Raw genomic sequence first — 12435 nt, 5'->3', positions numbered from 1 at the left:
CACGACGGCGGAACCCGGCGGTGCCTCACCCGGCCGCACCCCTCTCGTCGTCCACGATCTCGGCGTCCACCACTCCCTCCTCCTCGGCTTGGGGCGCCCGCGGTTCTTCGGCCGAGCCGCCGGAGGCCGCCGCGTACATGGCCTGCCCCATCTGCTGGCTCACGCTCGCCAGCTTCTCCGCCCCCTGCCGCAGCTCGCCGGTGTCGGCGTCCCGCTCCAGCAGGGCCTTGAGCTCGGTGACCGCCGCCTCCACCTCGGCCTTGGTGGCGCCCGGCACCCGCTCCTCGTTCTCCCGGAGGAACTTCTCGGTCTGGTAGACGAGTTGCTCGGCCTGGTTCCGCGTCTCCGCGGCCTCGCGGCGCTTGCGGTCCTCCTCGGCGTACTGCTCGGCCTCCCGCATCATGCGGTCGATGTCGTCCTTGGGGAGGGCGGAGCCGCCGGTCACGGTCATCTTCTGCTCGCGGCCGGTCGCCAGGTCCTTCGCCGAGACGTGCATGATCCCGTTCGCGTCGATGTCGAAGGCCACCTCGATCTGGGGCACCCCGCGCGGTGCGGGCGGCAGGCCGGTGAGGTCGAAGACGCCCAGCTTCTTGTTGTACGCGGCGATCTCACGTTCGCCCTGGTAGACCTGGATGCCCACCGAGGGCTGGTTGTCGGCCGCGGTCGTGAAGATCTCCGAACGCCGGGTCGGGATGGTGGTGTTGCGCTCGATGAGCCTGGTCATGATGCCGCCCTTGGTCTCGATCCCCAGGGACAGCGGGGTGACGTCGAGCAGCAGCACGTCCTTGACGTCACCGCGGAGGACACCCGCCTGGAGGGCGGCGCCGACCGCGACCACCTCGTCCGGGTTGACGCCCTTGTGCGGGTCCTTGCCGGTGAGTTCGCGGACCAGGTCGGTGACGGCGGGCATCCGGGTGGAGCCGCCGACGAGGATGACGTGGTCGATCGCCGACACCTGCACGCCCGCGTCCTTGACGGCCTGGTGGAAGGGCTTCTTGCAGCGGTCCAGCAGGTCGGCCGTGAGCTCCTGGAACTGGGCTCGCGTCAGCTTCTCCTCCAGGTGCAGCGGCCCCTCCGCGGAGGCGGTGATGTACGGCAGGTTGATGGACGTCTCCGTCGACGACGACAGCTCGATCTTCGCCTTCTCGGCGCCCTCGCGCAGCCGCTGCACGGCCATCCTGTCGTTGCCGAGGTCGATGCCGTTCTGCCCCTTGAACCGCTTCACGAGGTACTCGACGATCCGCTGGTCCCAGTCGTCGCCGCCCAGGTGCGTGTCGCCGTTGGTGGCCTTGACCTCGATCACGCCGTCGCCGATCTCGAGGAGCGACACGTCGAAGGTTCCGCCCCCGAGGTCGAAGACGAGGACCGTCTGCTCCTCGCCCCGGTCCAGGCCGTAGGCGAGCGCCGCGGCCGTCGGCTCGTTGATGATCCGCAGCACCTTCAGGCCGGCGATCTCCCCGGCCTCCTTGGTGGCCTGCCGCTGGGCATCGTCGAAGTACGCGGGTACCGTGATCACCGCGTCGGTGACGTCCTCGCCGAGGTAGGCCTCGGTGTCCCGCTTGAGCTTCTGCAGCACCCGCGCCGAGAGCTCCTGGGCCCGGAAACGGGCGCCGTCGACGCTCCCGCTCTCCGGGAACCGCCACGCCGCGTCGCCCATGTGCCGCTTGACCGAGCGCGCGGTGCGGTCCACGTTGGTCACCGCCTGCCGCTTGGCGACCTCGCCCACCAGCACATCGCCGTTCTTCGCGAAGGCCACGACCGACGGGGTGGTCCGCGCCCCCTCGGCGTTGGCGACGACGGTGGGCTCACCGCCCTCCAGCAGGGCCACCACCGAGTTCGTCGTACCGAGGTCGATACCGACCGCACGTGCCATGTCCGTCCCCTTTCCACCCGGGCGCTTCCCCGACTCCAGCACAAAACTTGAGCGAGCTGTTGTCAATGCCGGGTACCCCGTGAACGACGCTGCCGCGCACCCCTCGGAAGAGGGGACGCGGCAGCGCGGCGGGCGGGACGGTCAGGCGAGCTTCGCGTCCAGGGTGATCGTGGTGCCGGCCAGGGCCTGGCTGACCGGGCAGTTCTTCTTGGCGTCCTCGGCGGCGGCGGCGAAGCCCTCCGCGTCCAGCCCGGGGACGGTGCCCTCGACGGTCAGGTGGATGCCGGTGATGCCGGTGCCCGGCTGGAAGGTGACGTCGGCGTTGGTGACCAGCTTGGTGGGCGGGGTGCCGGCGCCGGTCAGGGCGTGCGACAGCGCCATGGAGAAGCAGCTGGAGTGGGCGGCCGCGATCAGCTCCTCGGGGCTGGTCTTGCCGTTCGCCTCCTGGGAGCGCGAGGCCCACGTGACGGGCTGCTCGCCGATACCGGAGGAGTCGAAGGTGATGACACCGTTGCCCTCGGTGAGGCTGCCTTCCCAGACGGTGTGTGCGGTGCGCGTGGTAGCCACGGTTGTTCCTTTCGGCGATGAAGGCGAATGAACCGGTTCGCTCGCCCCCATCCGATCACATCAGAGCTCAGCGCACCCGGAAGACCGGCCCACGGGGAGTGAACGGCAGGCGGCGTCCGTCCGGGATCAGATAGGCGTGCTCGCGGCGGACCCGCAGGACGTCGCACCAGCCGTCGGTGATCACCAGGACCGGCGCGGTGGGCGGGAAGTCGTCGGCGCGCTGGAGCAGGTCGATGCCGGGCTGCAGGACGGTGCCGCCGCGGCCGTGCACGCGGACCCGGCCGGCGATCTCGGTGGTCGGGAGATAGCCGGCGTCGTGGGGCGCCGCGTCGCAGAAGACGACCCGTGCGGCCGGTACGTCACGGGCCTCGGCGTAGGAGGCGATCGCGCCGAGGGCCTTGCCCAGCAGGGTGCGGTCCATGGAGCCGGAGGTGTCGAGGACCACGCCGAAGGTGCACCGGGCGACCTCCTCGGGCGGGAAGTACCGGCCGGCGCGCGGGATGTCCGGGGTGGACGACTGCCGGCGCGAGGGGCGGGCGTACGAGCGCACGGCCTCCGGGCGCGGCACGAACTCGTCGAACCAGCGGGCCAGTCGGGCGTCCCACGGCAGTGGCGGATGGCTGAGCGCGCGGATCTCCTCGACCAGGCCGCCGGGCAACAGGCCCCGGTCCTGGGTCTGGTGCAGGTCGAGTCCCTGGCCGAGGCCCCGGCGGTAGAACTCGTCGAGGTCCACGTACGCGCCGGGCGGCCCGAGCGGCGCGCCCAGCACGTCGCCACGCCCCTTGCCGCGCAGCGTGGCGAGCCGCCGCATCCTCCTCAGGTCGACGGCGATCCGGTCGTACACCTCCTCGGCCGACAGCCCCTTCAACTCGGCGTCGTACAGCAGCCCTTCGGGTATCGCGCCGACGCGCATCTCGACCAGCCAGCCGTTGATGACGTAGTCGCAGGCGATGTTGAAGAGGTACGGGTCGCGGGCGCCGAGGCGGTCGCCGTGGCGCAGGGCGGCGTGCAGCATCTCGTGGGCGAGGACGAACCGCCACTCCTCGTCGTCCATCGTCCGCAGCGGGTTGACGTAGATCTCGCCTGCCTCGGGGTTGACCGCGGCGACGGCGATGTCGTGGGCGCGGGCCAGTTCGGCGTCGGCGACCAGTGTGATGCCGGCCGCGATGCCGCCGAGCAGCGGGTAGGAGGAGACGAACCAGCTCAGCGCCCGTTCCCAGGGACGCCGCGGGGTCGGCGGCCCTGACATGGAGGTGCGGCGGCCGCCGGCCAGGTCCATCGCCCGGGACATGGTGCGGGTCAGCGCGTGCGCGAAACCGACCTGCCAGTCGGGGACCTGACCGGCCCACTTGCTCCAGGAGAGGAGGAGCTGGTCGGGCTCACCGCCGTTCGTCCCGCCGCGCTCGTACGCGGCCGGGATGCCGCCGGTCCGGCGCCAGCCGGCGGCGAGCCGCTCCTCGTCGCCCTCCGGGTAGGAGGCGGGCAGGTGGTCGGGGGCCTCACCGATCGGGAAGGTCTGCAGGAAGCGGTTGACGACGGCGCAACGGGCGGCGAGGTCGTAGCGGTCGGGCTGGGCGCGCGGCCCGGTGGCGGCCGGGAGGTGCCCGAAGCCGAGATGAATGGTGCAGTGCGCCAACGCCCAGGCCCACTCGGCGGGTTCGGCACGCCGGGTGGCGTGCGCGTGCAGCACCCCGTCGGAGTCGGCCCGTACCAGCCCGTCCCGGGGCCCGAGTTCGCACTTCTCGTGCCGACAGATCGTGAACTCCACGGCCCGCAGGGCGGGGTTGGCGCGCAGCAGCTCGACGCCGGCCGCGAAGTTCTCGGCGGCCGGGTCCTGCTTCTTGCGCGCGGCGGCGGCTCGGCTCATCGCCGGGCCTCCACCAGCCGGGGCATGTCCCGGGCCGCCTCGATCAGGAACCAGGCGGGCAGGACCGGGTTGCCGTCGGCGTCGGAGGCGATGACGGTCTGGGCGACCTCGACGGAGATCTCCGCCAGCTGCACGAGCAGCGACTTGGCCCGGTACGCGGTCTGCCGGCCGTTCGCCGACATGTGCTCCTTGTCGGCGGGCAGTTCCTTGACCAGCCGCCCCCGGAACGACTCGGCGAGGTAGTACAGCAGGTCGCGGTCCTCGATCCGGGACGGCCACCCCGCGTCCCCCTTCAGGACCGCCTCGATCCCGAACCGGCTGCGCACGATCTTGACGTATCCGCAGAAGGCGGTGGCGTGCGCAGGGGTCAGCGTGCCGTGTGCCAGGACCTTCAGCGTCTCCTCGTCCAGCTCGCGCCCGAAGGAGTGCAGGGCGTCGGAGAGCATGTGCCAGGAGCGCGGCGTGGAGAACGGCTCCTCGGTCTTCGGCGGCTTGGACCACAGGTGGTCGGGCCGGTCGGTGAGGTGGTCCAGGATCCACGGGTGGATGCCGCCCGCCGCCGCCCAGGCGAGCCAGTCGTGCGCGGAGGCCTCCAGGTGCACGTGGGCCAGCCGGTTGACGAGCGCGGAGGCGATGGGCCGGGCGAGCGCGTTGTCGGTGGCCCGGTTGCCGGCGCCGATGACGATCGAGCCCTTGGGCAGTTCGTAGTTCCCGATGCGCCGGTCGAGGATCAGCGAGTAGAACGCCTTCTGCACGTCGGGGGTGGCCGCGTTCAGCTCGTCGAGGAAGAGACAGTAGGGCTCGTCCCGGGCGATCGACTCGGGCGGGCAGAACACCGACCGCCCGTCCCGGATCTGCGGAACCCCGATCAGGTCCTCGGGCGCGAGCTGCGTACCCAGCAGGCTCACGCACTCCAGCCCGAGCGATTCGGCGAACTCCCGCACCAGGGAGGACTTCCCGATACCGGGAGCGCCCCAGATGAACACCGGCCGCACGGTGGCGAGACCGAGCAGGAGTTCGGGGATACGGGAGGGCGTGACGGTCACGGCTGCCTGCAAGAGGCGGCTCCTTGGGGGTGTTCGAGGACTTTTGCGACTCGAACAGTGTGAGCCGGGAGCGAAGGGAACGCAGCCGATTTATCCGGGGCCCAGCCGGAGCGCCCCTTCAGGGGCGCTGGGGGTACCCCCGGCCGAAGGCTGGGGGAGGAACCGCACGACCAACCCCCACCGGCCCGCAGTGAACGAACTACGCGGCCCTCTCCCCCTCCGCAGACAAGGGAACCTGCGGCCCGTCCGCCTCCCGGAGCCACCGCCGCAGCACCCCGTGCACCGCCTCGGCCCCCACCAGCTCCTCCCCCTCCGCCACCGGAGCGGAGACACAGACCGGCGACAACAGGAACGGCCGCCCCTGCGCGCCCCCCAACCCCCCGTGCGACCCGATCTGCTCCTCGAACGCCAGCACTTCCCCGCTCTCCGGGTCGTACCACGAGTTGACCATGATGTCGGCGGTGTGCGGGAAGGAGTGGGTCCGCCGTACGGCGTCGGCGGCGCCCGCCCCGAAGGGGGCCAGCGGCCCGGCGGCGCCGTCGAGCCGGTCGAGCGGTATCTCCGCGCCGTACGCGCCGAGCACCACCCCACCGTGCTCCGCGCTGCGCACCAGCAGGAACCCGACACCGGGATGGTTGGCGAGCGTCGGCAGCAGCGCGGGATGGCGCGCGTCGATCTCCTCCTTGGTCATCCGGTGCGGCACGTCCGGGAAGGAGACCAGCCCGAGGTTGCCGGAGGCGAGCACGATCGGCTCCGAGCGCCGGGTGGGCCGGTACTTCTCGCCGCCCTCCTCGACCGGCCTGCGCAGCGCAGCGCGGACGGCGGCCCGCGCCTCCGTGCCGCTGTGGGTGCGCTCGGCCTTGCGCGGCACGTGCAGTCCGCAGCCGGCCCGGACCAGGTCGGCGAGGCCGAGGCCGTAGCGGGTGTGGAAGGTCTCGCCGGGGCTCTGGCCGTGGTCGGACAGGACGACGATCCGGTACTGCCGGGGGGCGTGTTCGGCGGCCTTCTCGATCAGGGCGAGGGCGCGGTCCAGGCGCTGCAGCACCTTCTCGGTGTCCCTGCTGTGCGGGCCGGAGTGGTGGGCGACCTCGTCGTAGGCGACCAGGTCGGCGTAGACGGCGCTGCGGCCGACGAGCAGGTCGCCCATGACCGCGGCGACGACCACGTCCCGCTCGACGACGGTCGCGAAGGCGCGGACGAAGGGGTAGAGGCCGCCGCGTTTGACGCGCGGGCGCTGCCTGCGGAGCCGGGCCGCGGTGGACTGGCCGATCTCGCGGCCGACCTCGGCGAAGAAGGAGAGCGCGGTGCGGACGGCGTTGGCCGGGTCGGCGAAGTAGGCGAAGTAGCCGGCGCGGGAACGGTTCTCCCGGCCGCGGCGGCGGGTGGCTATGGACAGGACGAGGGCCTGTTCGTCGGCGCCGCCGCTGAAGAGGTTGCCCCTGCTGGCGCCGTCCAGGGTGAGCAGTCCCCCGTCGGCGGTGCGCTCGACCGCCCGGCGCTGGAGTTCGGCGGCGCTGGTCGGCCGGTTGCAGACCATCACCTCCCGCTGCTCCTTCTCGTACCAGCGGAAGGCGGGGACGTCGAAGTTGGAGCCGTGCAGGATGCCCAGCTGGCTGGCGCCGGTCTGGCTGGACCAGTCGGTGCGCCACGGGGTGAGCCGGTGGGTGGGCTGCTCCTGCGCCGTTCCCAGCCAGCCGGCGACCGTCGGCATCAGGCCCTTGGCGACGGCGGCGGTGAGGACGTCGTGGCCGACGCCGTCGAGCTGGAGGAAGACGGTGCCGGGGGTGGCCGCGCAGGGCGGCTGGGATCTGCGGCGGCGGATGGCGAGGCGGGAGAGCCGGTGGCCGTAGGCGTCGTCGTCGCGGACGGCGAGGGCACCGCCGGTGGCGGAGGCGACGGCGGACATCACGGCGGCCACGATCACGGCGGTCTCCGGCGCGGCCTCGCTCTGCCCGGAGGGGTTGATGCGCAGGGCGACGAGGAGGAGGGAGCCGTTGAGGAAGAAGACCAGCAGGCCGAGGACGAGGGCGGGCACGAGCAGCAGCAGCCGTACGAGGAGGGGCCAGACGACCGCGGAGAGCACACCGAAGGCGCCGGCGCCGAGGGCGGCGGTCACGGCGATCCGGGTGGCGCTGTCACCGTCGGGGGACTGCAGCTGGAAGTCGGGCAGGAGGCCGGCGAGGACCAGCATGGTGAGGGTGGACACCGCCCACACCGTGACGCTCCGCCCGACCTGACTGACGACCCGCCGCCACCGCACGCCCCACCGACCTCACGTCCACGCCCCCCGCCGGATGCGGGTCTGCTCGCGTCAACACTGTCACATGGGGGCGGGCCGGAAGTGGTCGGTCAGAGTGGGTTCGACACCGCCGGACACCCCCGCGGGGGCTGTACGCCGTGACGGCGGATGCAGGCGAGCCGGTGCGTTCGAACGGCCTGTGGGGTGTCGGCCCTCCGAATCCGCCGCAGCGGTGCTCAGCGGCGGTGCGCAGCCACGACGGGGGTGTCCGGCGGTGCCGTGCCCACGTCCGGCCGGCCGGCAGGGCGCGGCTCCGCCGCTCGACGGCCCCGTCCCTACCGGCCGTCGTACCCCGCCGTCGGCATCGACAGCCTGCGGTGGACCCGGGCCTTCATCTGGGCGTCGTAGCACGGCTCGGCCCGGCCCACCGTCTCCACCCGGACCCCGCGTCGCGCGCATTCCGCCATGAAGTCCTCGACCGAGGACAGCGCGCTCTCCAGGACCCGTCTGCTCGGGGCGACGAAGACGTCGAGGCCGGGCCGGACGCCGGTCCACAGGGCGCTGTGGTCGGGGCGCAGGCCGCGGACCAGGAGTTCGCGGGCGATGACGTAGCCGTGTTCCACGGCCCAGCGTGCGCACATCGCGTGCTGGCTGCGGGAGTCGACCAGGAAGGGGTCGCTCTCCAGTTCCTCCAGGGGTGTAAGACTCGCGATCGCGGTCACCCGCACCGACGCGAGCCCGCCGGAGGCACCCCGCACCTGTCCCATGGCGTCCCCCCTCACCTCCGGGTTTCGCCGCCGACCCTACTCCTGCACGTAGGCTTCGGGGAGTCGCGCGAAGGAGGCAAAGAGGTGCCGGTGGAGATCACCTGGTGGGGTCACGCCACCTGCACGATCGAGGATTCGGGCGTACGACTGCTCACCGATCCTCTGTTCGCGCGCCGGCTCGCCCACCTGCGGCGCCGCCGGGGCGCCCCGCCGCCGCCCGAGGCCCGCCGCGCGGACCTCGCGCTCGTCTCCCACCTGCACGCGGACCATCTGCACGTCCCCTCGCTCGCCGGGCTCGCCCCGGGCACGCGCCTGCTGGTGCCCCGGGGCGCACCACGGGCGGTCCCCGCGCTCCGCCGCCTCCGTCGGCTGCGGATCACCGAGGTGGACGTCGGGGACGAGATACCGGTCGGCCCCCTCGTCGTACGGGCCGTGCCCGCGCGGCACGACGGCCGCCGGCTGCCGGTCGGACCGCACCGCTCCCCCGCCCTCGGGTACGTCGTCGAGGGCGCGGCGCGGACGTACTTCGCCGGGGACACCGGGCTGTTCGACGAGATGGCCGAGGCGGTCGGGCCGGTGGACGTGGCCCTGCTGCCGGTCGGCGGATGGGGGCCGTACCTCGGGGAGGGCCACCTGGACGCCGGGCGGGCGGCGCGGGCGCTGGCGCGGCTCGCGCCGCGCAGCGCGGTGCCGGTGCACTACGGGACGTACTGGCCGATCGGCATGGACGGGGTGCGCCCGCACGAGTTCCACGCGCCCGGCGACGAGTTCGTGCGCCTCGCGGCCGAGTACGCGCCGCAGGTGGCGGTGCACAGGCTCGGCCACGGGGAGAGCGTGCGGCTGGAGGTCGCGCGGTGAGACTGCTGGTGGTCATGGCGGCCGCCGCCGGCTCCACCGCGGCGACCTCGTCGACGTCGACCGAGTCCGCGCAGCAGGCGATCGGGTATCCGACGCTGTTCCTGCTGGTGCTGATCGGGGCGTTGGTGCCGGTGATACCGACGGGGGCGCTGGTGAGCTCGGCGGCGGTGGTTGCGTTCCATCAGACGGCGCCGTTCGCGCTGGCGCTGGTGTTCGTGACGGCGTCGCTGGCGGCCTTCCTGGGGGATGCGGCGCTGTACTGGCTGGGGCGGCGGGGGCTGCGGTCGAAGAACGGGTCGCGGTGGCTGGAGGCGATCCGGTCGCGGGCGCCGGAGGAGCGGCTGGCACAGGCGCAGGAGAAGCTGGCCGAGCACGGGGTTGCCGTGCTGGTGCTGTCCCGGCTGGTGCCGGCCGGCCGGATACCCGTGATGCTGGCGTGTCTGCTGGCGGAGTGGCCGCTGCGGCGGTTCGCGCGGGGGAATGTGGCGGCGTGCCTGGCGTGGGCGGTGACGTATCAGGTGATCGGGATCCTGGGTGGGTCGTTGTTCCCGGAGCCGTGGGAAGGGGTGGTGGCGGCGGTGGGGCTGACGGTGGTCATCAGCGTGGCGCCGAGTGCGTGGCGGCGGGTTCGGTCTGCCGGGTGACGGTGCGTCGCGGGGCGCGGGTGCGTCGTGGTTGCTCGCGCCGTTCCTCCCCCGGCCTTCGGCCGCGGATCCCCCCAGCGCCCCTGTCGGGGCGCTCTAACCGACGGCGCTACCGATTGAAGTCCGCTCCAGAACCCTCGATCCCCCCACCGGCAGATCCCACAGGTCCTCTCGCCCCAACCCCGCCTTCTCCCAAGCCGCCCGCACCCGAGTCAGCGGTTCCAGGACCGGCTCCGCGGAGAGGATGAAGGTGCCCCAGTGCATCGGGGCCATCCGCCTGGCCCCCAGGTCCTGTGTCGCCCGTACCGCCTCCTCCGGGTCCAGGTGGACGTCGCTGAGCCACCAGCGGGGGTTGTAGGCGCCGATGGGCATCAGGGCGAGGTCGATGCCGGGGTAGCGACGGCCGATGCGGGAGAACCAGTGGCCGTAACCCGTGTCGCCGGCGAAGTGGACGCGGCCGCCGTCGGGGGCGGTGAGGACCCAGCCGCCCCAGAGGCTGTGGCAGGTGTCGGTCAGGGTGCGCTTGGACCAGTGGTGGGCGGGGACGAAGTCGAAGCGGACCCCGGACAGTTCGGCCGCCTCCCACCAGTCCAGCTCGGTGACGGTGGTGAAACGGCGGCGCCGGAACCAGCGGCCAAGACCGGCCGGCACGAACACCGGTGTGTCGCGCGGGATGCGGCGCAGGGTGGGGGCGTCCAGGTGGTCGTAGTGGTTGTGGCTGATGACCACCGCGTCGATGTGCGGCAGGGTCTCCCAGGGGACACCGACCGGGGTGACGCGGGCGGGGGTGCCGAGGATGCGGCGGGACCAGACCGGGTCGGTGAGGACGGTCAGGCCGCCGATCCGGACGACCCAACTGGCGTGTCCCGCCCAGGTGACGGCGACGGTGTCGGCGTCCGCGCGGGGCAGCGGGCCGGGTTCGTAGGGCAGCCGGCCGACGTCGGCGAGGCCCTCACGGCCGGGGCGGACGGAGCCCTCGCGGGCGAACCGGGCCATGGCCTTGAGGCCGGGCAGCGGGGCGGTCAGGCGGTCGTGGAAGGTCCGCGGCCAGACCCGGAGTTCACCCAGCGGGCGGGGGTCGGCCAGTGGCGGGAACGGCGGCGCGTACGGAGCAGGGGCCGTGGCGGGACCGGCTTCTCCGGTCGTCGTGGCGGTCGTCGTGACAGGCGTGGTGAGGGCGGTCGTCGTCGGAGCAGTCGTCGTGGTGGCAGTCGTCGTCGCGGGCGCTGACTCATGCGTCTGCTGCGTCATCGAGGAGGCTCCCATCGCTGAGCGTCGTCGCGGAGATCGTCGAGTACCGACTCCAAGGACATCAACGCGCGTTGCACGTGTGGCAGTTCCAACGGTGCGGGTGACGTGAGGCATTCCAGGCGTTCCGCCTCGGAGCCGCCCAGCAGCGGGCCGGTGGCGAGCCGGACACGCAGCGCGCCGAGGTCGTCTCCGAACCGATGGCCGCCGGGTGCCGGCATGCCGAGGCGGGCGGTGAGGAAGTCCTCCAACTCCTGTGCGTCGCCGACCCCGTGGGCGCCGAGCGCGGCCCGCAGCGGCTCCAGGTCGGCGTACAGGTGACGGCCGGCCTGCGGGGGCCGGGCCAGGGCGCCGCCGGCGACCACCGCGGTGTGCGCGGCGGCGGCCACGCGCGCGTGCAGCCGTACGACGGCCTCCCGGCGCGCGGTGACGGGCCCGGGCTCCTCGAGCGCGTACCCCGCGGCGACCGCGACCGGTCCGGCGAGACGGGCGCCCAGCGCCGTGAGGATGTCCAGCACGCGCGCGTGCAGGGTCCTGCCGGTGGCGCCCTCCGGGAACCGGGCCACGGCGGCGGGCCAGCCGGCCGGCAGCAGGGCACCGGCCAGGTCGGTGACGACGGTGACCCGGTCGGGGAGCATCTCGGCGGGGCTGAGCAGCACCGTGGCGTCCGGGGCGTGCAGGGTGTCGCGCCAGGTCTCGTCGCTGACCAGGTGCAGTCCCGCGCTGGTCGCGGCCTCCACGGTCTCGTGCAGCAGCTCGGGCGGGGCGACGGTTGCGGTGGGGTCGTCGGCGACGGAGAGCACGAGCAGCCGGGGGTCGCCGCCCTCGTCCCGGACCCGGCGCACGGTCTCCAGCAGCGCGTACGGGTCGGGGGCACCTCCGGACTCGGCCGGGGTGGCCACGTGGAAGACGGGCCGGCCGAGGAGCCGGGCGTACGGCGCCCACCAGGCGGCGCAGGGGCGCGGCACCAGGACGTCGCCGCCGAGGGCAGCGGTGAGCGCCAGCAGCAGGGCGGGGGCGCCGGGTCCGGCGGTCACCCGGTCGGGCGGGGCGGGCAGACCGCGGCGTTCCCAGTAGCCGCAGGCCGCGTCCAGCAGCGCCGGTCCGCCGCCGACGGGCTCCTCCGCGCCCAGGTTCGCGACGGTGGCCAGGACCGCGGCGAGCTCGGGCAGGACGGGCAGCCCGTCGTCGGGCAGGGGCGGCCCGTAGCGGACGGGACCGTGGCCCTCGGGTGACGCCGGTCCGCTCTCCTCCGTGGAGCTGCCGTCCGCCGGTCCGTGGGCCCCGGGATCCGTCCGCCGCATGTCCGCCTCCGCGCAGTCCGTG

General features: G+C 73.5%; 10 protein-coding genes. 2 read left to right on the top strand and 8 right to left on the bottom strand.

The genetic code is table 11. The features are described 5' to 3' along the window. Positions 1-25 precede the first annotated feature (25 nt). From dnaK to ACZ4UV_RS09590, 6 genes are all read right to left on the bottom strand, one after another. Positions 26-1873: a molecular chaperone DnaK gene (dnaK, locus tag ACZ4UV_RS09615; RefSeq protein ID WP_390034402.1), complete on the bottom strand. Its 1848-nt coding sequence runs from the start codon at positions 1871-1873 to the stop codon at positions 26-28. A gap of 141 nt (positions 1874-2014) precedes the next feature. Beyond that, positions 2015-2440 (bottom strand): OsmC family protein, encoded by a 426-nt coding sequence (locus ACZ4UV_RS09610; RefSeq protein ID WP_181805680.1) that lies wholly within the window; start codon positions 2438-2440, stop codon positions 2015-2017. A gap of 67 nt (positions 2441-2507) precedes the next feature. Further along, positions 2508-4307, bottom strand: a complete 1800-nt coding sequence (locus ACZ4UV_RS09605; protein WP_467837134.1) for a vWA domain-containing protein — start codon at positions 4305-4307, stop codon at positions 2508-2510. Next, positions 4304-5365: an ATP-binding protein gene (locus ACZ4UV_RS09600; protein ID WP_390034404.1), complete on the bottom strand. Its 1062-nt coding sequence runs from the start codon at positions 5363-5365 to the stop codon at positions 4304-4306. Before ACZ4UV_RS09600 ends, ACZ4UV_RS09605 begins: the two co-directional genes overlap by 4 nt. Positions 5366-5552: 187 nt before the next feature. Continuing rightward, positions 5553-7568, bottom strand: a complete 2016-nt coding sequence (locus tag ACZ4UV_RS09595; RefSeq protein WP_467837921.1) for an alkaline phosphatase family protein — start codon at positions 7566-7568, stop codon at positions 5553-5555. Between the two features lie 359 nt (positions 7569-7927). After that, on the bottom strand, positions 7928-8359 hold the full coding sequence (locus tag ACZ4UV_RS09590; protein WP_390034405.1) for a hypothetical protein: 432 nt from the start codon (positions 8357-8359) through the stop codon (positions 7928-7930). An 84-nt stretch (positions 8360-8443) separates the two neighbouring features. Between ACZ4UV_RS09590 and ACZ4UV_RS09585 the strand changes: the two genes are divergently transcribed. Both ACZ4UV_RS09585 and ACZ4UV_RS09580 read left to right on the top strand, forming a co-directional pair. Beyond that, entirely contained in the window at positions 8444-9217 is a 774-nt protein-coding gene (locus ACZ4UV_RS09585) for an MBL fold metallo-hydrolase (protein WP_451020541.1), read from the top strand. A 14-nt stretch (positions 9218-9231) separates the two neighbouring features. Next, positions 9232-9861 (top strand): DedA family protein, encoded by a 630-nt coding sequence (locus tag ACZ4UV_RS09580; RefSeq protein ID WP_390035169.1) that lies wholly within the window; start codon positions 9232-9234, stop codon positions 9859-9861. 96 nt (positions 9862-9957) lie between these two features. Here the strand turns inward: ACZ4UV_RS09580 and ACZ4UV_RS09575 are convergent, their stop codons facing one another. Both ACZ4UV_RS09575 and ACZ4UV_RS09570 read right to left on the bottom strand, forming a co-directional pair. Then, positions 9958-11112 carry an MBL fold metallo-hydrolase gene (locus tag ACZ4UV_RS09575; RefSeq protein WP_451020542.1) on the bottom strand — a complete coding sequence of 385 codons (1155 nt, stop codon included), beginning with the start codon at positions 11110-11112 and terminating at the stop codon, positions 9958-9960. Continuing rightward, positions 11109-12413, bottom strand: coding sequence for an aminotransferase class I/II-fold pyridoxal phosphate-dependent enzyme (locus ACZ4UV_RS09570; protein WP_451020543.1), 1305 nt, complete (start codon positions 12411-12413; stop codon positions 11109-11111). Before ACZ4UV_RS09570 ends, ACZ4UV_RS09575 begins: the two co-directional genes overlap by 4 nt. Between the last annotated feature and the right edge of the window lie 22 nt (positions 12414-12435).

The sequence above is a fragment of the Streptomyces sp. NPDC028289 genome, from assembly GCF_055565975.1.
Note: the sequence above shows the minus strand (reverse complement) of the source record. Positions and strands in the feature narration are given on the sequence as shown.

Coding starts and splice junctions, on each gene's coding strand:
- ACZ4UV_RS09570 (WP_451020543.1), bottom strand. CDS start 12,413: ATGCGGCGGACGGATCCCGGGGCCCACGGACCGGCGGACGGCAGCTCC.
- ACZ4UV_RS09605 (WP_467837134.1), bottom strand. CDS start 4,307: ATGAGCCGAGCCGCCGCCGCGCGCAAGAAGCAGGACCCGGCCGCCGAG.
- dnaK (WP_390034402.1), bottom strand. CDS start 1,873: ATGGCACGTGCGGTCGGTATCGACCTCGGTACGACGAACTCGGTGGTG.
- ACZ4UV_RS09580 (WP_390035169.1), top strand. CDS start 9,232: ATGGCGGCCGCCGCCGGCTCCACCGCGGCGACCTCGTCGACGTCGACC.
- ACZ4UV_RS09575 (WP_451020542.1), bottom strand. CDS start 11,112: ATGACGCAGCAGACGCATGAGTCAGCGCCCGCGACGACGACTGCCACC.
- ACZ4UV_RS09590 (WP_390034405.1), bottom strand. CDS start 8,359: ATGGGACAGGTGCGGGGTGCCTCCGGCGGGCTCGCGTCGGTGCGGGTG.